This window comes from Nitrospira calida, assembly GCF_976986435.1.
This window is the reverse complement of the sequence record NZ_OZ335950.1, coordinates 3,443,245-3,464,997: the sequence shown is the minus strand read 5'-3', so window position 1 is coordinate 3,464,997 and position 21,753 is coordinate 3,443,245. Positions and strand designations below refer to the sequence as shown.

At 62.2% G+C, this 21,753-nt stretch carries 19 protein-coding genes; all 19 read left to right on the top strand.

Translation table 11 applies throughout. The features are described from left to right. Positions 1 to 72 precede the first annotated feature (72 nt). The 19 genes from ACWHTU_RS16885 to ACWHTU_RS16795 all read left to right on the top strand — a co-directional run bounded on the left by ACWHTU_RS16885 (position 73) and on the right by ACWHTU_RS16795 (position 21,747). Complete coding sequence (locus ACWHTU_RS16885) at positions 73 to 411, top strand: hypothetical protein (RefSeq protein ID WP_447860569.1); 339 nt, start codon at positions 73 to 75, stop codon at positions 409 to 411. Positions 412 to 423: 12 nt separating this feature from the next. Further along, positions 424 to 585 (top strand): hypothetical protein, encoded by a 162-nt coding sequence (locus tag ACWHTU_RS16880; RefSeq protein ID WP_447860568.1) that lies wholly within the window; start codon positions 424 to 426, stop codon positions 583 to 585. Between the two features lie 133 nt (positions 586 to 718). Further along, on the top strand, positions 719 to 1,054 hold the full coding sequence (locus ACWHTU_RS16875) for a hypothetical protein (protein ID WP_447860567.1): 336 nt from the start codon (positions 719 to 721) through the stop codon (positions 1,052 to 1,054). 183 nt (positions 1,055 to 1,237) lie between these two features. Then, entirely contained in the window at positions 1,238 to 1,414 is a 177-nt protein-coding gene (locus ACWHTU_RS16870) for a hypothetical protein (protein ID WP_447860566.1), read from the top strand. A gap of 54 nt (positions 1,415 to 1,468) precedes the next feature. Further along, entirely contained in the window at positions 1,469 to 1,780 is a 312-nt protein-coding gene (locus ACWHTU_RS16865; protein WP_447860565.1) for a hypothetical protein, read from the top strand. 14 nt (positions 1,781 to 1,794) lie between these two features. Beyond that, on the top strand, positions 1,795 to 2,079 hold the full coding sequence (locus ACWHTU_RS16860) for a hypothetical protein (protein ID WP_447860564.1): 285 nt from the start codon (positions 1,795 to 1,797) through the stop codon (positions 2,077 to 2,079). A gap of 659 nt (positions 2,080 to 2,738) precedes the next feature. After that, a complete protein-coding gene (locus ACWHTU_RS16855; protein WP_447860563.1) occupies positions 2,739 to 3,671 on the top strand; it encodes a carboxypeptidase regulatory-like domain-containing protein in 933 nt (310 codons plus the stop codon). A 170-nt stretch (positions 3,672 to 3,841) separates the two neighbouring features. After that, positions 3,842 to 5,866 carry a hydrogenase 4 subunit B gene (gene hyfB / locus ACWHTU_RS16850; RefSeq protein WP_447860562.1) on the top strand — a complete coding sequence of 675 codons (2,025 nt, stop codon included), beginning with the start codon at positions 3,842 to 3,844 and terminating at the stop codon, positions 5,864 to 5,866. A 102-nt stretch (positions 5,867 to 5,968) separates the two neighbouring features. Beyond that, positions 5,969 to 6,919, top strand: a complete 951-nt coding sequence (locus ACWHTU_RS16845) for a respiratory chain complex I subunit 1 family protein (protein WP_447860561.1) — start codon at positions 5,969 to 5,971, stop codon at positions 6,917 to 6,919. A 1-nt stretch (position 6,920) separates the two neighbouring features. Then, positions 6,921 to 7,592, top strand: coding sequence for a hydrogenase (locus ACWHTU_RS16840; RefSeq protein WP_447860560.1), 672 nt, complete (start codon positions 6,921 to 6,923; stop codon positions 7,590 to 7,592). Between the two features lie 3 nt (positions 7,593 to 7,595). Next, positions 7,596 to 9,071: a proton-conducting transporter transmembrane domain-containing protein gene (locus ACWHTU_RS16835; protein ID WP_447860559.1), complete on the top strand. Its 1,476-nt coding sequence runs from the start codon at positions 7,596 to 7,598 to the stop codon at positions 9,069 to 9,071. After that, positions 9,071 to 10,615 (top strand): hydrogenase 4 subunit F, encoded by a 1,545-nt coding sequence (locus ACWHTU_RS16830; RefSeq protein ID WP_447860558.1) that lies wholly within the window; start codon positions 9,071 to 9,073, stop codon positions 10,613 to 10,615. Before ACWHTU_RS16835 ends, ACWHTU_RS16830 begins: the two co-directional genes overlap by 1 nt. A gap of 4 nt (positions 10,616 to 10,619) precedes the next feature. Continuing rightward, entirely contained in the window at positions 10,620 to 12,212 is a 1,593-nt protein-coding gene (locus tag ACWHTU_RS16825) for a hydrogenase large subunit (RefSeq protein WP_447860557.1), read from the top strand. Between the two features lie 173 nt (positions 12,213 to 12,385). After that, complete coding sequence (locus ACWHTU_RS16820) at positions 12,386 to 13,174, top strand: IS110 family transposase (protein WP_447860556.1); 789 nt, start codon at positions 12,386 to 12,388, stop codon at positions 13,172 to 13,174. Positions 13,175 to 13,213: 39 nt separating this feature from the next. Then, positions 13,214 to 13,420 carry a hypothetical protein gene (locus ACWHTU_RS16815; protein ID WP_447860278.1) on the top strand — a complete coding sequence of 69 codons (207 nt, stop codon included), beginning with the start codon at positions 13,214 to 13,216 and terminating at the stop codon, positions 13,418 to 13,420. 225 nt (positions 13,421 to 13,645) lie between these two features. Then, positions 13,646 to 14,173, top strand: a complete 528-nt coding sequence (locus ACWHTU_RS16810; RefSeq protein WP_447860554.1) for an NADH-quinone oxidoreductase subunit B family protein — start codon at positions 13,646 to 13,648, stop codon at positions 14,171 to 14,173. A 562-nt stretch (positions 14,174 to 14,735) separates the two neighbouring features. Beyond that, positions 14,736 to 19,673, top strand: a complete 4,938-nt coding sequence (locus ACWHTU_RS16805) for a hypothetical protein (RefSeq protein ID WP_447860553.1) — start codon at positions 14,736 to 14,738, stop codon at positions 19,671 to 19,673. Between the two features lie 197 nt (positions 19,674 to 19,870). Continuing rightward, complete coding sequence (locus tag ACWHTU_RS16800) at positions 19,871 to 20,815, top strand: carboxypeptidase-like regulatory domain-containing protein (RefSeq protein WP_447860552.1); 945 nt, start codon at positions 19,871 to 19,873, stop codon at positions 20,813 to 20,815. A gap of 50 nt (positions 20,816 to 20,865) precedes the next feature. Then, positions 20,866 to 21,747, top strand: coding sequence for a formylglycine-generating enzyme family protein (locus ACWHTU_RS16795; protein WP_447860551.1), 882 nt, complete (start codon positions 20,866 to 20,868; stop codon positions 21,745 to 21,747). Positions 21,748 to 21,753 lie beyond the last annotated feature (6 nt).

Here is a 21,753-nt window from a genome sequence, read left to right as displayed (position 1 = left end):
AAACAGCGAGCGGCGCACACGACGATTGGCTGCCAGCTATCCGCTGCTGGCTATGCTTAGGGAGCCATGAGGTTGGATAAATCATATGAGGCGGCCCGCCATGCGAAACCGGTGCGGTGTCCACGATGCCGGCGGGCAGCCGCGGTGCTCCTTTTTGATTCGCGGGCCGTCGGGATGGTCTGCACCCACTGCCACGAGGCGCTGATGCGTGTTCGCGGAGAGGCCGCGGCGATTGCCAGGGACCTCCGGGGAGCCGTATCGGGCAGGACCAGGCCGGTGCGATGTCCCCGGTGCCGGCGACTCGCACCGGTGTTGCTGTTCGATTCGGAGACCACCGGCATGGTCTGCCGTCGCTGTCATGAACAACTCATGGACTCGCGCGGAAAAGCCGTGGGATTCGCTCAAAAATAGCGCGGAATCTTCATGGCCCCACAAGTCAAGCCTGGCCTCTTTGAAGTGGTGCTGCTGGCAGGTGCAGTGGCGGCGACCTTGGCGTACTTGGTTTCCGAATCCGCCTTTTCGCTGACCATTATCTCGGTAGCTGTCCTCGCTATCGTGGCTTTATTCCGTGACACCCTTCGCTGAGGGGCTTGGCAGATACCGGTGTAATCGACACGCGTCACGTCCAGCCGCCGTGGAGTGAACAAGAGCCCAAGCACGGACGACGCCAGCCATGCGATGACCGGCTGTGGCAATGTGATCCGATCGGGAGGCGCACATGGTGAGGAAGAACACAAAAAATCGTGAAAAACAGGTGGGGACGTTGGAGATCGTCTGCGCGGTGATCGCGGTCGCGGCTGTGGCCGCCAGCGCGACGTGGGGGCTCCAGCTCAATCTCCTCATCGCGCTGGTCATGCTGGTCGCCGCGTACGCCGTGCTCCGCGACGTCCGCCTGCTGTGGCGTTTGAAACAGCAGAACGGCGAGAGCGACGTCGCGGCGAACCGCCTGCGCGCCGTAGAGAATCCCGCGAGGGTGCAGTTTCTGCGCGGCGGAAGGGATCGAGCGGCGTCATCGGAACGATCCGCCCCGCCGGTCTCGTCTAACCCTCGGTAGTTCTTCGCGTGTCCACGTAACCATGCCCACCAATCTTCGTGGCACCGACCTTGCTGGGCAAACCGACTCCTTAAGAGAGAGGCGCGCAGGACAACGCCATGACCTCGGCGGTCGATCGGCCGAACGTTGCTGGGAACGAACTGCCTCACCGTTGCCTTCTGTCACGATAGCCACGAGGACGCCATGGTCAGCCTGCAGGACTTGGATGTGAGGGAGATGGACCATGTCATCGACATCTTCCGCAAGGTTCGGAAAGAACTCAGGATCGCCATGCCGAAAGACGGGAAGACCGTCCGATTCACCGGGACGCAGGTCCGGGCCAACCACAGCGTGGAGTCGGTCAACCCGTTGATGGCGTAGGAACCGTAGGGGGAGTCGCTCGACTGGACACCCGTACGATTCGGGATGGGCTCGATGGGAGAGCGAGGAACGGAGGCGTCGCAAGCGCCGCTATCGCTACGGCCGGATCAGCAGGAGGAGCAATCGGTGACGGCCGGAGAACGGAGCATCCGACTTCGTCGATTGCAAGATGCGGTCGTCGTCTGCCCGACCGATCTCGCGACTCGCTGCGAGTTGGCGAATCTGCTGGAAGAACTGGGCCGGCCGGAGGAGGCGCTGTGTCACTGGAAGGCGGTCTTGGCCTGCAACCCGAATCATCTCGAGGCCTGGGAAGGCGTCGCGCGGTGCAGGGAAAAGCTGGCGCGGGGGCTCCCGCGCACCTGCTGAATGCGGAGCTGGCTATGCCGACGACCTGGGGAACCGTGGAGACCGTAGGCAATCATCCGGATGGTTCCGGTGAAATCGTGATCAGGACGAGGCCGAGTCGGCACGCTGACCTCAGGGTCCATGCCAGCGTATCGCCCCGGACGCTTATCGCTCGGGGAGTTCGGCGTATCGCTTTGGCCGATATCCGGGCAGGTGAGTTTGTGGAGTTGACCTATCACCATAACCTCCACGGAATGGAAGTGGAATTGATCTACGTCCGGTCGGACCCGGGAGGGTTCAGTAAAGCGCATTCGGCGTAGACCGTGAATGGGCCGGGATTCGGTTTTTGTGGCGGCCGAAGCGGCTCGGCGTTCATCCGATCGACAACGGAGAAAAAGCGGGAAACGTGCAAAAATCCGTGAAGACAGCTTTCGGCGGGAAAGAAGAGAAACAGGAAAAAAATACACCGATGGCCTTCGGGGTGACATGGCCATGGACATGCTCATTGTCCAGCTTCCACGGGGCACACGGCCGTGGTGCGATGGAACGCTGAGACTGGCCGGGTCACGACGAATCATCCCGGGCTTCGCGTGACGATGGTCAGAAATGGAGGTAGAGATCTGAGCGGGAACCTCGTACTCCCGCATGCGGGACGGGAGTTCTTGTCGGCCCTCTATGACACGCTGTTTCTGAGCGGCGATCACGTGCGGTGGTGGGACCATGGGGGATCCTGACCGCCTGGCGGCTTCACCGGAATGGTGGATTGCAGAGAGGCGGCGTCGTGCCCCCTTTCACGGCTTGGCTTCCCGCGCGATGGGATCATGAAACCGACTTTGTTCTGACTCTCGCGGGAGAGGGCGTCGTCGGACTGAAGAAAGGTCTCTCCGTGCTCGAAGTAGCAAGATGAGCCCATAGTGAGCAGCGAACAGCCAACAGCAAGCGGCAAGATCACGCATGAGGAGTTGCAAGGAGGGGTGTGATGGGAGTGTTCACGCGAGCGGTGTTCGTGGCGGTGATGAGCGGCTTAGCGGGGGCAGCGTGGGCCTACGAAGAAGTTCCGGTGCCGGAGGGAGGCGCCATCGTCGGCACCGTGATCTTTGATGGGAAGGTCCCCAAGCCGAAAGGCTACAACCTCACCACCTTGCCTGATCCGTTGTACTGCGGGCGCGTTTCCGACGGACAGGGCTGGCGTATTCTGCAACCCTTCGACGTCGGGCCCGCGGGCGAGTTTCGCGACGTGGTGGTGTATCTGGAGGGAGTCGAGAAGGGCAAGCCCTTTCCCGACCACAGCGTGCCCCAAATCCAGGCGAAAGATTGTCTCTTTCTCCCGTTCACCACGGTCGTGCGAGACAATCAATCGGTCACCGTGGTCAATATGGACCCGGTCATGCACGACATTCAGGCCTATGAGACCTCTCACTTGGGAGCGCGCGTGCTGTTCAACGTGCCGCTGCCGATGAACACCCGGCATCCACGGAACTTCAAAGATCGCAGCGAAGCCGCCCTGTACCACAAACACATGGCCGGCGCGCCCATGAAGCAATTGGTCAATTTGAGCAAGGGCCGGCGGATCTTCGTCATGCAATGCGGCTTCCACGCGTACATGGAAAGCTGGGGACTGGCCGTCCAGAACCCGTACTTTGCCAAGACCGACGAACAGGGCCGGTTCACCATCACGGATGTGCCGCCGGGCACCTACTCGTTGGCCGTTTGGCATCCGTACATTCGGACCGTGATCACGCAAACCGTGACCGTCGGTCCCAAACAGACGGTCGAAACCCGCCTGGTGGTTCCGGCCCCGACGGGACGGCTCTATGCCAACGAAGTCTTGGACCATCCGTACAACCGATACAGCGTGACGGACGAAGTGAAAAAAGAAATCGAGCCGATGGTGGAAACCCAACGTCATTGATCCGGCCAGCCCGGTCATCGTCGGGAGCGGCAGCGATCGGTTCCTTTTGCCCGAAGACCGTCGCAGGCTTCCTCTGTGCGCCCCGGAAATGGCAGATGTACTTCTCATGAGCATTCATCCGTTCACACCGATCCCGATTCGGCCAAACCGATAGGACACTTTCCAACCCCATGCTGAATTTCTTGTGGTTCGTGCTCGGGTGCTATGCGCTCGGGATCCTGTCACCCCTGTGCGTGCGCCGTCCGCAGGCGCAAGCCCTTGCCGCCCACCTGTTCGCCGCCGCTGCCGCCGGAATCGGGGTTGGGCTCGGAATCTGGGGACTGCTCTCCACAAAACCGCTTGCCGCCGCGATCGAGTCGTCCCTGCCGCTGCTCACCTTTGCGATCAGGCTCGATCCCCTTGCCTCGTTCTTCCTGCTCACCATCTCGCTCGTCGCGCTCGCCGTCTCGATCTACGCGATCGGCTACGTCCCGCACATCCGGGGCGGTGCCTCCGGGAAAGCGCTTGGCGCGCTCTACAACGCCTTCTTGGCCTCGATGACGCTGGTGGTGCTGGCCGATAACGGCTTTTTGTTCCTCATCGTCTGGGAGCTGATGTCGCTGCTCTCCTACTTCCTGGTGGTGACGGAGCATGAGAAGGCGGATGTGCGCTACGCGGGCTTGTTCTACCTGATCATGGCGCATGTCGGCACCGCCTTCATCCTGCTGGCGTTTCTGATTTTCTTCCAGCAGGCCGGGTCGTTCTCGTTCGACGCGTTCCGGCGTGTGGAGACGTCTTTGCCGGACGGGATGAAAACCCTCGCGTTTGCGACGGCGCTGATCGGTTTCGGCGCCAAAGCCGGCATCGTGCCGCTCCATGTCTGGCTCCCGTACGCCCACCCGGCCGCGCCCTCGCATGTCTCGGCGCTGATGTCCGGGGTCATGATCAAGACGGCGATCTACGCGCTGATTCGCGTCTGGTTCGATTTTCTCGGCGGACAATTCCCGTGGTGGTGGGGGTTCGCGGTGCTCGTCATCGGTGCGGTGTCGGCGCTGTTGGGCGTCATGTACGCGTTGATGGAGCATGATCTCAAAAGTCTGCTGGCCTATCACAGCGTCGAGAACATCGGGATCATCCTGCTGGGGATCGGAGCGGGCATGATCTTTCAGACATATGGGCTCAAGGAGTTGGCTGCCCTGGGTGTGCTGGCCGGGCTCTACCATACCGTCAATCATGCGATCTTCAAGGCACTCTTGTTTCTGGGCGCCGGCGCGTTGCTCTACGCGACCCATACGCGCAACTTGGAAGACTACGGAGGCTTGCTCCGTCGCATGCCCTGGACGGGGCTCTGTTTTCTGATCGGAGCGGTCTCCATTTCGGCGCTGCCTCCCACGAACGGGTTCGTCAGCGAGTGGCTCGTGTTCCAAAGCCTGTTTCTCAGTTTTCAGATTCCGACCGTGCTGCTGAAACTGGTGCTGCCGCTCGCCGCGGCGATGTTGGCGCTCACGGGGGTGTTGGCGCTCGCTTGCTTTGCGAAGGCGTTCGGCATCGCGTTTCTCGCGCTGCCCCGGAGCCCCCAGGCGCGGCGCGCGCAAGAGGTGCCGGTCTCCATGCGCCTCGGCATGGGTGCGCTAGCTGCGGTCTGCGTGCTGCTGGGGATCGGGGCGATGGTTGTGGTCCTGCTGCTGGACCGGGTCGTCGCCCCGTTCGTGGGAACGGCGATCAGCGGCAAAGTGGTGACGCTCGACGGCTGGGCCCTGGCGCCCGTGAACGTGGAGTTTTCTAGTCTCTCTCCTCCGGCGCTCGCTCTCGGCTTGATCGTCTTGTCGCTCCTGGGGCTCGCCTTGGTCGCGGCGTTCGGCGGTCTGACGCAGAAACGCTATTCCAGGACCTGGGGATGCGGGATCAACCTGACGCCCCGCATGGAATACACCGCAACCGGGTTCGTCCAGCCGATCAAGCGGGTGTTCAGCGCGATCTATCGACCCACGGTGAAATTGGAGACGGAGATGCTCGAAGAGTCCCGCTATTTCGCCAAGCGGCGCCGGTTCGAGTTCCATATCGAGCCGGTCTTCCAGAAATATCTCTATGACCCGATCGTGGCGTTGTTCTCGAGATGTGCCGACCGTCTGCGGGTCATCCAGGCCGGGAGTCTCCATCTCTACCTGACCTATATCTTTGTGACCTTGGTGGTGCTGTTGCTCTTGGCGGTTTAGAAGAACGTTCGTGCGGTTTATCTCGTTTGTCTGGTTTGTTTGGTTCAACGAAACAAACCAGACAGACCAGATAGACCAGATAGACCAGATAGACCAACTCACATGCTGCAAGCCGCTGTTCTGGTTGTTGCCCAAACGATCGTCCTCCTGATCGTTTCCCCGTTCATCGTGGGACTCATCCGCAAGGTGAAGGCGCGCCTGCAACTGCGCCGGGGGGCGAGCGTGTTCCAGCCCTATGCCGACCTTGCCAAGCTCTTTCGCAAGCAGCCGGTTGTATCCACCGCGACGTCGTGGATCTTTACCGCGACACCATACCTCGTCTTCGCCTCGACGCTGGCGGCTGGTCTCCTGGTCCCGGTCTTTACCTCCAGAATCCCGCTGAGCTTCGCGGGGAACATCATTGCGCTTGTGTATCTGTTAGCGCTGGGGACCTTCTTTCTCATCCTGGCCGGCCTCGACGCCGGCTCCGCCTTCGGCGGAATGGGAAGCAGCCGGGAAGCGATCGTGGCCTCGCTGACCGAGCCGGCCATGATCATGTCCATCTTCGCCATCGCGCTGACCGCCGGGTCCACGAATCTCTCCACCATCGTGCACAAGACCGCCTTGCTGGAAGGAATCGTGACCGATCCCTCGCCGCACCTGATGGCGCTGGCGGCGCTGTTCATCGTGGCCATCGCCGAAACCGGCCGGGTGCCGGTGGACAATCCGGCGACGCACCTGGAACTGACGATGATCCATGAAGCCATGATCCTGGAATATTCAGGCCGGTACCTGGCGCTCGTGGAGTGGGCGGCCGGGCTCAAGTTACTGGTGTTCCTCACGGTGATCGTGAACGTGTTTGCCCCTTGGGGGATCGCCACCAGCATGGAACCGGCCGCGCTCGCGCTCGGCCTCCTGGTCTATCTGGCGAAGGTCTCGGGGTTGGCTGTGGCGATCGGCGTCCTCGAATCCATGTTCGCCAAGCTCCGGCTGTTTCGCGTGACGGAATTTCTGGGGGTCGCGTTCATCCTGGCGCTTCTGGGCATGATCTTCTTCTACGTCCTGCGAGGGTAGCGTGTCACTCGTTTCTCCCGAGATCGGTTCGCAATTGGTGGATCTCTGCTCCGCGCTGCTCCTGCTGACCTGTTTCGGCATCGTGGCCCAACGGAGGCTGTCGGCCTGCGTGGACTTGTTCGCCCTGCAGTCGGGGTTTTTGGCGCTGACCGCGACCGCGGTGGCGTTTCTCACCGGCATCCACCACATCTATGTCGCGGCCGCCCTCACCGTCGTCATCAAGATCATCGTGATCCCGCGCATCCTCAAACAAGTCATCGAGCGGTTGAACGTGACGCGCGAACTGATCATGAACGTGAACATCCCGGCCGGATTGCTGATCTGCGGCGGGTTGGTGATGCTGGCCTTCTCCATCTCCCAGCCCATCATCCCGTTGGGATTCCTGCTGACCCGGGATTCGCTGGCCATCGCGTTGGCGATCGTGCTGATCGGCTTCTTCACGATGATCGCCCGCAAGAAGGCCGTCACGCAGGTGATCGGCTTCCTGGTCATGGAAAACGGCCTGTTCCTGGGTGCCACGGCGGCCGCCTACGGCATGCCGCTGATCGTGGAGTTGGGCGTGTTCTTCGACGTGCTGGTCGGCGCCTTGATCATCGGGATCTATACCCATCGGTTGCAGGACGCCTTCGACACGGTGGATACGAGCAAGTTCACGATTTTGAAGGAGCCGTGAGGCATGGCTTGGCCGCTTGTCCTCTTGGTCGCGGCGCCTCTCGTCGCCGGTGTCGCGAGCCTGCTCGCGAGAGACCGGCGCGTCGTGGACGCGCTGCAGTGCGCGCAGGCCGGCGCGCTCCCGGCGTCGGCCGTGCTGGTGGCGGGGCGCGTCGTCTCCGGCGGGGGCGTGTCGGCGGGCATCTTCTTGCAGGCCGACGCGCTGAGCGCCTGGCTTGATCTGATCATCGGCGTGGTGGGGAGCACCGGGACCTTGTACGCGGTCGGCTACATGGGCGAGGAGATGGACCGCGGCCATCTGTCCGCAAGGCGCTACCAGCGGTTCTTCTGTCTGTTCGATCTGTACCTCGCCGCCATGCTCGTGGCGGTCAATCAGGAAAACATCGCGCTCATGTGGATTGCGGTGGAAGGATCGACGCTCTCCGCCGCGCTGCTGATCGGATTCGAGCGCAGCAAGGTCGCCTTGGAGGCCGGCTGGAAATACGTGATTCTCAGCTCGGTGGGCATTGCGCTGGCCCTGTTCGGGACCATCCTCGTCTACTATTCCTCCGAACATCTGCTGGGGGTGTCGAGTGAAGCGCTGCGCTGGCTCCAATTGTATCGGGTGGCGGAAGGGCTGGATCCGACCGCCATCAAGGTGGCGTTCATCTTCGCCGTGATCGGCTACGGGACGAAGGCCGGCGTGGCACCGATGCATACCTGGCTGCCGGACGCGCACGCCGAAGCGCCGACGCCGGTGAGCGCCATGTTGTCGGCGAACATGCTGACGCTGGCGGTCTACGCCATCCTGCGGTTCAAGGCGGTGACGGACCGGGCGGTGGGACCGGCGTTCAGCGGCAGACTCCTGGTCGGACTGGGCTTGCTCTCGCTGACCATCGCGGCGGCGTTCTTCCTCGTGCAGCGCGACTACAAGCGACTGTTCGCCTATTCCAGCATCGAACACATCGGGATCGCCTTGCTGGGCTTCGGCGTCGGTGGAGCCGGAACCTTTGCGGGGGCCTGGCATCTGCTGAATCATGCGCTGGCGAAGTCTACGGCCTTCTACGGCGCAGGGCTGGTCTTCCTCCGGCACGATCACAAGTTGCTCGACCGGGTGACGGGGCTCCTCGGTCAGATGCCCCTTGCGGGCGGCGCGATGCTGGTCGCCGGTGTCGCGCTGGCCGGCCTGCCGCCGTTCGGACTGTTCGCGAGCGAAGTCTTGATCGCGGCCGGGGCGTACATGGCGAGGCCGGAGCTGGCCGCCGCGTTTCTGGGGCTGCTTGCGCTGGCGTTTGCGACCTTGCTGTATCAGGTGTTCCGCATGACGCTGGGCTCGCCGGGAGACGCGGGTCGTGCGGTAGGGCCTCGGTGCCGCCTGTTCACCGGCGCCGCCGTGGGAATCAATGCGGCGCTGCTAGGCACGATCGGCCTGCACGTGCCGCCGGGGCTTGAAACCCTGCTCCGGGCGGTCGTGTCAATCCTGACTGTGGAGGCACCGTGATGGGGACGGGTGCGGCTCCGGTTGTGGTCCTTCTCGGGGCGCCGCTGCTGGCGGCTGGTCTGAGTTTGCTCACCAGGCGCGCTCAGGTGCTGCACGGGCTGAACCTGGCCACCATGAGCGCGCTGGGCATTGCCGAGACGGCCGTGGTTCAACACATCGTGGTGCGGGGACCCTTCACGGCGTTGCAGGGACTCGTCTCTCTCGATGCGCTGTCCGCCTTCATCCTGTTGATCATTGTGGGCATCGGTCTCACCTGTTCGCTCTATACGTGGTCCTACCTCGACGAGTACGTCGCGCAGGGCGCGGTCTCGCCGCGGCGGCTCAGTCGGTTCTTTTTCCTGTTTCATCTGTTTCTCTTCGCGATGATCGTCGCGACGGCGGCGAACAACCTGGGCGTGCTCTGGGTTGCCGTCGAAGGGACCACGCTGGCGACGACCTTTCTCATCGCGTTCTTCCGAACGCGTGAATCGCTCGAGGCCGGCTGGAAATATCTGATCCTCTGTTCGGTCGGGATCGCGCTAGCGTTGTTCGGGACCGTGTTGACCTATTACTCGTCGGTGCGGGTCTTAGGGGACGTCAGCGCGGCGCTGAACGTCACCATGCTTCAAGAGGTGGCCGACCAACTGGATCCGCATGTGCTCAAGCTCGCGTTCATCTTTATCCTCGTCGGGTACGGCACCAAGATCGGCCTCGTGCCCATGCATACTTGGGTTCCTGAGGCGTACAGCGAAGCGCCCGCGCCGGTCACGGCGATGCTGGCCGGCGTCTTGGAGACCGTCGCGGTGTACGCCGTCCTCCGCAGCAAGGCTGTCATGGACCATGCGCTGCCGGCAGGGTTCACGGGCAACTTGCTGATGGTCTTCGGTTTGCTCTCGTTCGTCGTGGCCGCGCTCTTCATGTTGGTCCAGCGGGACTACAAGCGCCTGTTCGCGTACTCGAGCGTCGAGCACATGGGCGTAGCGATGGCGGGATTCGGGGTGGGCGGCCCGGCCGGCACGTTCGGCGGCCTCTTTCACCTCCTCAACCACGCGTTGGCCAAGTCGCTGGCGTTTTTCTCGGCCGGCAACGTACATCGCCGGTACGCCGCCCGCGAGATCGACCAGGTGCGAGGACTGGCGACCGTTCAGCCGCTGACGGCGGCGGCCATGCTGGTCGCGGGCTTGGCGCTGGTCGGCATGCCCCCCTTCTCGATGTTCATCAGCGAGATCATGGTCGTGTCGGCGCTGGCGAATCAACGTTTTGCCTCCGATACGCTCCACCTCGGAAGGTTCCTAACCGTTACCATTGCCGATGATGTGCGCAGTCTTGTGATCGTGACGCTCTTCCTGGTGTTCGCCGTCGCCCTGTTCGCAGGATTCATGTCTCGCGTGGTCGTGATGGTCTGGGGGACTCCCCCGGACGGCGTCAGGCGCGGCGAAGGATGGGAGATCGGACACGTGCCGCTGATTGTGACGATCGCGGCGCTGGTCGGGCTTGGGATGACGATGCCGGATCCGATCAAAGGGTTGGTGGATCGAGCGGTCTCCGTGTTGCTGAAGGAATAAGAAGATGGCGGACGCAAAGGCGGCGGTCGCGTTGTTGCAACAAGCGTTTCCGAGCGCGGTGGTGGGAACCGGCGAGGTTCACGGCAAGCCGCTCGTTCGCCTCCAAGTCGATCAGGTGCCGTTGGTCGCGCACTACCTGCACACCAAGCCGGACCTCCGCGGCAGTTTGTCGCTCCTCTGGGCGGTGGACCACCGACCCCGCGAAGCGCGCTATGAGCTGTTGTACCTCTTCACGCTCGAGGAACGGCGCGATTGGGTGGTGCTCGCGACCGAGCTGTTGGGCAATTCCCGCCAGTTCCGCTCCATCACGCCGTCCGTCCACGCGGCCAAGTGGTACGAGCGCGAGATCCGCGACATGTTCGGCCTGATTCCCGTCGGACATCCGGACATGCGCCGGCTGGTGCGCCACGAACACTGGCCGAAGGGGACGCACCCGCTCAAGAAGGATTTCCGATGGGACACCGTGCTCGCCCGGGCCCAGGGGCAGTATGCCTTCCGTCACATCGAGGGCGAAGGCGTGTTCGAGGTCCCGGTCGGTCCGATCCATGCGGGGATCATCGAGCCGGGCCACTTCCGATTCTCCGTCGCCGGGGAGCCCATTATGCAGCTTGAAGTACGCCACTTCTGGAAGCATCGCGGGGTCGAGAAGCTGTTCGAACAGATGACCCTGACGGACGCCGTCTCGCTGGCGGAACGGGTGTCCGGGGACACGACCGTCGGCCACGGTCTCGCCTACTGCCAGGCGGCCGAAACGCTGCTGGGGATCGAGGTGCCGCCCCGCGCTCGCTATCTCCGCAGTCTCTTCCTCGAGCTGGAGCGCATCCACAATCATCTGGGCGACGTCGGCGCGATCTGTAACGATACCGCCTATGCGCTGGCCCACGCGCATTGCGGCCGGATGAAGGAGCGGATCCTGCAGCTCAACGATCGGTTGGCCGGGTCGCGATTTCTGCGCGGCGTGATCTGTCCGGGCGGCGTCGGCCTCGATCTGAGCGAGCGGCAACTTGAGGATGTGGTGGCGGAACTGGACGCCATCGAGCCCGATTTCGCCGAGCTTGAACGGATCCTATTCGCCAATGCCTCGCTGACGGACCGGTTGGAGACGACGGGTGTGCTGACTGAACAGATTGCCTGGGACCATGCCGTGGTGGGGGTTGTGGGCCGGGCCTCGGGCATCGATCGGGACATCCGGCGCGATCGTCCGTTCGCGGCTTACACAGAGCTTCAGCCAAAGGTAGCGCTCTATCGATATGGGGATGTCCGCGCTCGGATGCGCGTCCGGATGGACGAGATACATGAATCAATGAGACTCATTCGGGAGATCCGCCGGCGAATCCCGTCCGGGTTGGTGACAGCGACGCCGAGCCGAACACCGGGAGCGGGAGAATGGGCGTTGTCCGCGGTTGAAGGCTGGCGAGGTGAAATTCTCTACATGGTCATGGCCGGCACAGGCGGGCGGATTCACCGATGCAAGGTGCGTGATCCCTCGTTCGTGAACTGGCCGGCAATCCAATGGGCGGTCTTAGGCAATATCATCCCGGATTTTCCGCTGATCAACAAAAGCTTCAATTTGTCGTATGCGGGGAATGACTTATGAGGAAGAGCGGGTAGCTGGCAGAGAGCAGCCTGAGGTTGCCGGCCCTACGCTGCTGGCTGGTCGCGAATCCAGGAGATTCTATGAATAGGGCCCCCTTTCAATTGGTTGACAGGCGAGGCACGAAGGCCCGACTGTCTGCGGTGAGCGATCACCACCAATGAAAGGGGCAGCGTATGGTGTACGTCGGATTGGATGTCAGTGGCAAGAGCCTGGTGGTCTATGCGGTCAATGAACGGAAACAGCGCGTGTTCGCGGGGGAGCAGCCGGCCTCCCGGGCGGGACTGCGCGCGCTGCTGCGACAGGTGGGCCTCGGGGCCAAACTGGTCGCCTTCAAGGCGGGCAATCAGATGAAGTGGATCGCGGAGACCTTGCAGACGCTGCCGGAGGTCCAGGTGCATGTGGGGCATCCGAACGAGGTGAAGTGGATCACCGAGAGTCGGGGCAAGACGGATCGGGTGGATGCGAAGAAGCTGGCGGAGCTGGCCCGAGCGGGGATGTTGCCGCGAGCCGTGCATGTGGTAGAGGGGCCTGTCCGGGAGCTGCGCGAGTTGGTGAGTGCGCGGCAGCAACTGCAGAGCAAGCGCATCGCGCTGATCAACACGATCCGGGGCGATGTGTACCAAGAAGGGTATCGGCTCCCAGAGAAGTTCTTTGCTGGCACGACCTGGCAGGCGAAGCTGGCGCGGCTGCCGGTGAGTGCGCCGCTGAAGCTGATCATGCAGACGTTCATGGCGAGCATCGAGGCGTTGAGTGCGGCGGAGCGGCAGCTCACGGCTCGGCTCGAGGCGATCGAGGATCCGCGCTGTCCCCTGCTGGAGAGCATCCCGGCCATTGGGCCACTGTCGGCCCGGGTGTTGGTGAGCGCATTGGACGAGGCCCAGCGGTTTGAGGATAGCAAGGCCGTGGCGAACTATGGGGCGCTGGCCCCGACCATCTATCAGAGTGGGGCAGTCCGGCCATGAGGACGGATCAATCGGGATGGCCGGGGCGAGGTGCGACGCGTGCTCCTGCAGTGCGCGCATACGGTGGCGCGGATGAAGAGCCACGGGGCCAAGCCCTTGCAACGATTCTTCGCCCGCATCGCCCGCCGACGAGGGAAGAAGATCGCGGTCGTGGCCTTAGCGCGGAAGCTGCTGACCACGGCCTACGGCGTGCTGAAGTCCGGCGAGCGCGATGATCCGCGCAGGCTCGAGCCCGCGACCGCGTAGCATGCGAGAGACCGTCGGATCAGGTTGGCGCACCCTGATGGACAAGCAAGGACAGTGAGCCCGCATGTGCCTTGAGGCACGCACCTCGTTCTGGAGATTGGGCGGCTGTCTTTGAACCGGAAGGTTGGGCGACCCGAGCCCGCATGGGAGGTTAACGGTCCATCATATTATTAGTCAGGGCCTTGTGTTCCCTGTTGACAGAGGCCCTATTCATGGGAGGAAACGATGTTTCGCATTCTGAAAAAAAGCCTGAAAACCGGTGTGGTGACCGGCCGATATGCTGAGCCAGTCCAGGCACAGATGCCGCCCGATGCGGCAGCGGTGGAGAAAAGCCAACCTTTCCGCCGCTCGCTGGCGATCCGGGAGGTGGACACCGGCTCCTGTAACGCTTGTGAGATGGAAATGAACGCGCTGATGAATCCGGTGTACGACGTCGAACGCTTCGGCATCCACATCGCGGCATCGCCGCGGCATGCCGATGCCCTGGTCGTCACCGGGCCGGTGACGGTGAACATGGAGCGGGCGCTGAAGGACGCCTATAAGCAGACGCCTGATCCGAAGGTTGTTATCGCCCTCGGTGACTGCGCGATCACCTGCGGCGTCTTTAAAGGCAGCTACGCCGTGACCGGTCCGGTTGAGAAACACGTGCCGGTGGATGTGCGGATCCCCGGGTGCCCGCCGAGGCCGGCGGAGATCCTGAAGGCGTTGGAAGCACTTCGCGGGCTTTCCTCCAACAATGTGACCTCAGACTAGCCTCCTTCTACTCAGCAATTCGGCACATTCATCCTTCTGGGGACCCTTCTAATCCAGCACGCAGAACACTGTCCCATCTCTCCTCACTTTTCTTCTTCGTGTGTCCAAAACAATAGACAGCCTAACCGATTGAAACTGCAAGGCTGCCGTCGGGGCGTACCCCGACACTGTCTAAGACCGTGGAAAAGCGCCCCGTCACCGCCTTCGGCGCCGTTCGCCCAATCATTCGAAAAGTCCGCTCCTACACGGCAGAAGATCGCGTTTCCCACAATTCCATGTTGTTCGGCACGCCGGTTGCCCACATGGAGAGCGCTGGTGAAGGCGCGGGTGATTTTGGACCGGCCTCCGAATGACCCTTGAACCTCTGCAAAGAGGGCCCTTCACCAGCTCTTTTCAGCAAGCGAAGGCGAGCAGCGAAGAGCTGAGAGCCAAGGCCGGAAAGAGGAGGGAGAAGGGTGACCGCACTTCATTCTTCATGTCGCAATGCGCTCGGGATTGTCTCATCGTTGCTACTCGCTATCAGCTTTCGGCTGTTAGCTCATTTTAACAAGGAGGCCGCATTATGAAGTGGTCGTATTTCCATGAACAACGCGGGCACGGTCGTCGAGGAACGACCCGGTGCTTGCAGGCCGCGGTCTTGGCGGGTGGGCTGATCGCTTCGCCGTGGCTGTTGGCCGCGGAGCCGGGAGGAACGTCCCATCAGGGACACGCCACGCCCGTGGCAATGCCAGGCTGGACTCAGACGTTGAAGGGCCAGACCGTAGTCGAGGACACCATCGAAGGGCGGGCCGATCGCTCCGAAAAGATCGAGCTGCAGCACCATCGGCTCATGCGCCGGCTCGAAGAGCAAGCGCAGAAAGACGCCCAGGCCCAGCAGACTTCTGGCCTGTTCAACAACATGTCCATGATGCACCAGTACATGGGCCAGGATGGGAGCAGTTTTCTGCTGGCCACGGACCCAACGAAGGGAGAGCCGGTCCTCAGCACCGGCGGGCGCTGCCCAGCCGGCGTGCCGACCAAGCATTACGATGTCTCGATGATCAACGTCGAGATCACGCTGAACCGGTGGTTGGATTATTATCCCGGCTACATGTACGTCTTGACCGAGAACATCGACAAAGTGCGAGCGGAGGAGGCGCGGAACAAGGCGGCTCGGGAGAAAGAAGGCTTTGATCCGGGCGCCGTGTCCACCGGGTTGCAGGGGGATTACATCCAGCCCCTCGTTCTCCGTGCCAATCAGGGCGATTGCGTGAAGATGACGCTCCGCAATCAAATGGAGGACGAGGAGGGAAGCCTGTTCATCCAGGCGTCCAGCATGGTCGTCAGTGCGACTGGCAAGCCGGCGACCACAACCAATCCGGACGCCATCATTCCTCCGGGCAAATCGCAGGAGTTCGAGTGGTACATCCACCCCCACATGCAGGAAGGCGTGCGGCAGTTTCACTCCTGGAGCCATGACCGCGAACTGACCGTGTTGGGGCTGTTCGGTGCGTTCGTGATCGAGCCGAAGGGGTCCAAGTATCTCGACCCGCTCGGCACCGGTCCCGCCCCCGAAGCGAAGAGCGGCTGGCAGGTCATGATCGACAACGGCACCGGACCAGACTTCCGCGAATTCGTGATCTTCTATCACGAAATCGGCGACGAAGCGTTCCGTCCGTTGAACAAGAAGGGCGACTTCTTGCCGCAGCGCGATCCGCTGACCGACGCGTATCGGCCGGGTGGCCGCGCGTTGAACTACCGCAGTGAGCCCTTCGGCATCGACCAGATGCATCTCCAACACGAGTACTTCGGGTTCGAGGACGAGTCGTTGGCTTACAGCGCCTATACGTTCGGCGATACGCCGACCACGATTCCACGCGCCTATTTGGGTGATCCGGTCAAGTGGCGGTTGGTGCACGGCGGCTCCGAAGTCTTCCACTCCCACCATCCCCACAGCGGATCGATCCGCTGGCAGCGCAGCCCGGCCACCGAACCCAATATGCTCTGGGCGGCCGGTCAGGACGGGCCGGTGAAGTATCCGGTCATTCGGACCAAGTCGGACCGGGTCGACGTTGAGGTCATCGGGCCCTCCGAAGCCTTGGACTTAGAGCCGGAATGCGGTGCCGGTCAATGCCAGCACCTGGCGGGCGAGTTCCTGTTCCATTGCCATGTGGCGCATCACTATGTGGCCGGCATGTGGGGCTACGGGCGTGTGTACAACACGCTGCAGGTCGGCCAGGGCCATACCGATACCATGCCGGATCTGCGGGAATTGCCGGATCGGCTGGGCCGGATGAAGCTCGGCGTGACCTCCGACAAGCTGATCGGCACGACCGTGGATTGGTTTGGCAAGAAGTTCAAGATCGTCGATAAGAACCAGAAGACCAACTGGAAGGCCAATCCCGCCGTCGTGAACATCAAGGACTGGGTCGAGATGTTCCTGCCGGCGCAGGGCAAGCCCGGCCATACGGACGACGAGCGTGGCCAGGTCATGGCCTATGACGCGACCGTGTGGGACTGGGTCTGGAGAGGGAATGTCGCCTACGGCGAGCGGGAAAGTACCGCCAAGAACCCGAAGTACCTTGCAGCCGAGAAGTGGGACGAGAGCACCAGGCCGCCCATTCTGTTCGACCCGACCACGGGTAAGTTGGCCTGGCCGTTGTTCAAGCCGCACTTCGGCAAACGCGTGCCGTTCTCCGCGAACCACAATGGCGCGCCCTGGTTGGAGCCGATCCACCAGGATGAAAACGGCGAGCGGACCAGCGAACCGGCCAAGCCTGGCGAGCAGGGCCGGTGGAGTCTGTGTCCGGACAACGCCAATCAGAAGTTCTACAACCTGCACTTTATCCGGCTCCCGATCACCCTGGCCAAGAAGCAGGGGAATGAGCCGCCGATCGTGGATAAAGACGGCCTGATCTACGTCTTGCACGAGGAAGAACGGCTGATCAGGGCCAACGACGATCTGAAATATCCCGCAGTCATTCGCGCCAATGTGTATGACTGCGTAGACTTAGTGTTGACGAGCGAGTGGGACGATGACGACTTCACGAACTTCCAGGCGTCCAAGATCAACATTCACCCGCATTTCTTCCAGTTCGACACGGGGAACTCAGATGGGGTGATTTCCGGATTCGAGTACGAAATGTCGGTCCGGCCTTTCACCATGTGGGGGAAGAAGACTAAGCACGGATTGCCTGCGCCGATGGTGGCGAAGCTCAAGAGCGCGGTGAAAGCCGGAGCGACGTCCATCAAGATCGAGATGGCGCCCGGGGCCACGCCGTTCCACGTCAACACCGAGGTGATGGTCGGGATGGACTGTGTGGAGAAGGGTGACGATCCCACGGCTTCGCTGCCGCGGGATAAGAGCTGTTCGGAAGTCGCCCGGATCAAAGAAATCAAGGGCGATACGATCACGTTCTTTAAGCCCTTGAAGCACAACCATCCGGCGAACGACTTGGTGTCGCCGGAGTTCGTGCGCTATCGCTGGTGGGTGGACGTGGACATGGGAACCGTGTTCTGGCATGACCACGCGTTCGGCGCCACGACCTGGCCGCACGGCGGGTTCGGGGTGACGATCGTGGAGCCCTACGGATCCACCTACCATGATCCGAAGAACGGCAAGCTCGTCTGGAGCGGGCCAATCGCGGACATCCACACCACGGAGCCGATCGGCGCCGGCGTGAGCGGAAGCTTCCGGGAATTGATGGTGTCGATCCATGACACCGTACCCCATACCGTAAACATCATCCAGGCGGGCAATCCGCCCGGACAACCGGTCGAAGTCGCGCTGGAAGCCGGCAAGACTGTGTCCTTCCAAATGCCGGAGAAGATCCTCATGGCGCCCAACCCCTATATCAACGGGGGCACGCATACGACAGGGAGCGGCATGAACTTCCGCGCCGAGCCCTTTGCGCAGCGATTGGCCAACAATCCGGATACCTCGAAGCTGTTCAGCAGCGCGATCCACGGCGATCCGGATACGCCGCTGTTACGGGCGTACGTCGGCGACACGCTGGTGTTCCGGTTGCTGCATCAGCTCATGAACGAGTCGCACGTCTGGACGCTGTCCGGGCACACCTTCTTGACGGAGCGGTTCGCCGCGGACGCCAATCGGAAGTACTCGATCCACGTGGGGATCGCCGAGCGGTACGATCTGGTGACCAAGGCTGGCGGCTTCCAGGGCATGCCGGGCGACTACATCCACTTCAATGGCCGAACCTCGCACTTCGCCGAAGGCGGATGGGGCATCGTCCGGGTGCTGGACAAGCCGGTGCCGGATCTCATGCCGCTGCCGTCCGGGACGAAACCGTTCGAAATTCCCCCGGTGCCCAAATCGGTCTGTCCGGCCGACGCTCCGGTGAAAACCTTCAACGTGGTGGCGATGGACCGTCCGTTGAAGCTGAACCCGAAGGCGCCGGACGCGATCGAGGTGGACTTCGAGCGGAAGATCGAAATGACCGTGCCGGAAGGGAAGATCTTCGCGCTCGAGGAGGAAGTCACCAAGGTGGCGTCGGACGTGATGCCGCACCCGCTCACGCTGCGGGTGAACCTGGGCGACTGCATCAAGGTGAACCTGAAAAACAAGATGAAGAACAGCCGGGCGTCGTTCTTCGCGCCAGGGCTGGCCTTCGATCCGAGAGACTCACTCGGCCTCAACGTCGGGAACAACCCCGGCGATCAGACCATCGGCCCAGGCGAGAGCCGGACCTACACCTACTACGCGCATCCGGCGAACAAAGAGACGACGTCGCTGGTGTGGGACGGCGGCAACATCGTGACGAATCCGCGCAACGGCTTGTACGGGGCGATCATCGTCGGGCCGCGCGGATCACAGTATCGCGATCCGGTGACCGGCCAGGACATTTCGCTCAAGAACGCCTGGCGCGCGGACGTGATTATCGACCGGAGCCTGCCGGAGAACGCGGGCAAGGTGAACTACCGGGATGTAGCTCTCTTCTTCCAGGATGAGGACAACATCATCGGCACCGCGTTCATGCCCTACGTCCAAAATGTCGCGGGGTTGACGGCGGTCAATTACCGGGCGGAACCGTACAAGTTCCGCGAGGAGCAGGGCTGCACGCTCGGCCGGATCTTCCAGCCGTGCGCGGTGGATAAGCCCGAGGATCCGGCCACGCCGATCATCGAGGCGCATGCCGGTGACCCGGTGCGGATCCATGTGATCGGCGCCAACAGCGAGCAGAACGGCATGTTCACCATCGAGGGCCACGAATGGCCGATCGAGCCCTACATGCCGGGCGCCGATATGATTAGCGTGGTGGAGTACGCCGGATCGGAGACCTTGGATGTCTTCCTCCGGGGCGGCGCAGGAGGTCCGTACCGTCAAGTGGGCGACTTCGTGTGGTCCAATGCACGGCTCCCCTACGCGCAGTCCGGACAGTGGGGCTACTTCCGGGTGCTGCCGGCTGGTGATCAGCGACTTCTTCCGCTGAACGGTGCCGGCGCCGGCATCAAGCGTGCGGAGGTCGAACCGGCGGCGATCCCGACCGCGATGAATAAATGAATGAAGGAGGGGAGGCGCGGGAGCGGTCACTGCTCCCGCGCCATTACAAATCGGAACGAAGAAAAAAGAAGCAAAGGTCAAGGCAAAGCGGGCGGGGGAGCTACCGAAAATCAGCGTGGCTTCCCCTGTCTTGTCTCAAGGCGGCTCGTAGCTCTCGGTTGAAAGCCAACTCTTCTAGCTAGAAGGGGAACTGCGGAATGGGGGGAAGGCAACAGGTGTACACCACGGGTTTCCTGGCGGTCGTGTTCGCCTGCTTGCTTGGTGCGAGTGGGGTGTCGGCCTACGAAGAGGTCACCGTGATCGACGGCGGGACCCTCACCGGCACGGTGATGCTCGAGGGGAAAGTCCCCAGGCCGAAAGGCTACAACCTCGCCACACTACCTGATCCGGTGTATTGCGGTCGGATCTCCGACGGGCGGGGCTGGCGATTGTTGCAACCATTCAACGTCGGCGCTCACGGCGAATTCCGGCAGGTTGTGGTGTACCTGGAATCGATCGACCGAGGGAAGCCGTTCGGGCCGTTTACACCGCCGCGTATCGAGGCGATCGACTGCCGATTCCTCCCGTTCGTGACCGTCGTCCGCGATCAACACGACATCGTAGTGGTGAATATGGATCCCGCGATGCACGACATCCAGGCCTATGAGACCTCGGATCTTGGGCCGCGGGTGCTGTTCAATGTGCCGTTACCGATCAGTTCGAAATATCCGCACGAAGCCGGACTCAGCGCACATTTCCACAAGCACTTCGCCGGTACGCCGGTAACCCAGGTTGTGAGAATGACCAAAGGGCGGAAGGTGTTTGTCATGCAGTGCGGCTTCCACGCTTATATGGAAGCCTGGGCGCTGGCGGCAGACCATCCCTATTATGCGGTGACGGACAATGAGGGGCGGTTCGAACTGACCGACATTCCCCCAGGCAGATATACTGTGAAAATCTGGCATCCGTATCTCCGGGAACCGGTGGAGCAGGCTGTCACGATCGAGCCGAGGGGACAGACCGGCGTGACCTTGCAGGTCCAGTCGCCCAAGGGGCGCCTGTATGCCAATCAGATAGTGGACAGTCCCTACATCCGGTATCAAATCACGCAAGACGTGCAAAGCCAGATCGTGCCGACGCTGGAGAAACAGAGCTATGAATGAGGGCGGCGAGGGGCACGAGGCGAGAGGCACAAGGGAGCAAGGCAAGAGCCGTGACTTGGACAGACGGGACGGTCCGTACGTTATGTTGCCTGTTGGCCTTTTGCTTCGTGCTCCTGATCCCTAGCCCGAATATGGCCGACCATGACCGTCCGAAACGGCCACCGCTGTGGACCCCGCTTTTTGAAGCCGAGCGACTCGCTGCAATGGACGTGCCGGACGAGATGGTCATTGTACCGGCGGGCTGGTTTCTAATGGGGAGCGACCCCAAGGTGGACCGTGCCGCCGGGCCCCAGGAGCAACCGCAACGGCTTGTCTATCTGGACACGTTCTGGATCGATCGTTACGAGGTGACGAACGTGCAGTATCTCCGCTATGTCCTCGCGACGGGCGCCGACTGGCCTCCCTATTGGAGAGAAGAGCCTTTTCCGGAAAAAATGGCCTTGCATCCGGTCATCGGCGTGAACTGGCGGGAGGCGGACGCCTATTGCCGGTGGGCAGGCAAGCGATTGCCGACCGAAGCGGAATGGGAGAAAGCGGCGCGGGGAACGGACGGCCGCATCTTTCCCTGGGGCAACGAGCCGGCCGGGTGGCTCAAGAGCAACATCGCCCATCCCGGTTCAAAGCGCGGCACGAAGTATCCGCCGCTCGCCAACGTCAACCGCTATGACCGGGGAGTGAGCCCATATGGCGCGTATCAGATGGCCGGCAACGTGAGCGAGTGGGTGGCCGACTGGTTCGATCCGGAGTATTACCGCCGCGGCGAGACGCGCAACCCGACCGGTCCCTCGCACGGCACCGACAAAGTGTTCCGCGGCGGTTCCTGGAATGAAGACCCGGAGGTGGCCCGTTCGGCCGGACGCAACGCCGCCGTGCCCGACCACCGGAGTTATCTCATTGGATTTCGATGCGCATGCGATGCACGTGAAGCGTGAAGCGCG

What these genes read in the sequence shown, in the direction of transcription:
- ACWHTU_RS16845 (WP_447860561.1), top strand. Translation starts at nt 5,969, where the DNA reads ATGCTGCAAGCCGCTGTTCTGGTTGTTGCCCAAACGATCGTCCTCCTG.
- ACWHTU_RS16875 (WP_447860567.1), top strand. Translation starts at nt 719, where the DNA reads ATGGTGAGGAAGAACACAAAAAATCGTGAAAAACAGGTGGGGACGTTG.
- ACWHTU_RS16870 (WP_447860566.1), top strand. Translation starts at nt 1,238, where the DNA reads ATGGTCAGCCTGCAGGACTTGGATGTGAGGGAGATGGACCATGTCATC.
- ACWHTU_RS16830 (WP_447860558.1), top strand. Translation starts at nt 9,071, where the DNA reads ATGGGGACGGGTGCGGCTCCGGTTGTGGTCCTTCTCGGGGCGCCGCTG.
- hyfB (WP_447860562.1), top strand. Translation starts at nt 3,842, where the DNA reads ATGCTGAATTTCTTGTGGTTCGTGCTCGGGTGCTATGCGCTCGGGATC.
- ACWHTU_RS16865 (WP_447860565.1), top strand. Translation starts at nt 1,469, where the DNA reads ATGGGAGAGCGAGGAACGGAGGCGTCGCAAGCGCCGCTATCGCTACGG.
- ACWHTU_RS16855 (WP_447860563.1), top strand. Translation starts at nt 2,739, where the DNA reads ATGGGAGTGTTCACGCGAGCGGTGTTCGTGGCGGTGATGAGCGGCTTA.
- ACWHTU_RS16810 (WP_447860554.1), top strand. Translation starts at nt 13,646, where the DNA reads ATGTTTCGCATTCTGAAAAAAAGCCTGAAAACCGGTGTGGTGACCGGC.
- ACWHTU_RS16805 (WP_447860553.1), top strand. Translation starts at nt 14,736, where the DNA reads ATGAAGTGGTCGTATTTCCATGAACAACGCGGGCACGGTCGTCGAGGA.
- ACWHTU_RS16825 (WP_447860557.1), top strand. Translation starts at nt 10,620, where the DNA reads ATGGCGGACGCAAAGGCGGCGGTCGCGTTGTTGCAACAAGCGTTTCCG.
- ACWHTU_RS16860 (WP_447860564.1), top strand. Translation starts at nt 1,795, where the DNA reads ATGCCGACGACCTGGGGAACCGTGGAGACCGTAGGCAATCATCCGGAT.
- ACWHTU_RS16820 (WP_447860556.1), top strand. Translation starts at nt 12,386, where the DNA reads ATGGTGTACGTCGGATTGGATGTCAGTGGCAAGAGCCTGGTGGTCTAT.
- ACWHTU_RS16800 (WP_447860552.1), top strand. Translation starts at nt 19,871, where the DNA reads ATGGGGGGAAGGCAACAGGTGTACACCACGGGTTTCCTGGCGGTCGTG.
- ACWHTU_RS16835 (WP_447860559.1), top strand. Translation starts at nt 7,596, where the DNA reads ATGGCTTGGCCGCTTGTCCTCTTGGTCGCGGCGCCTCTCGTCGCCGGT.
- ACWHTU_RS16880 (WP_447860568.1), top strand. Translation starts at nt 424, where the DNA reads ATGGCCCCACAAGTCAAGCCTGGCCTCTTTGAAGTGGTGCTGCTGGCA.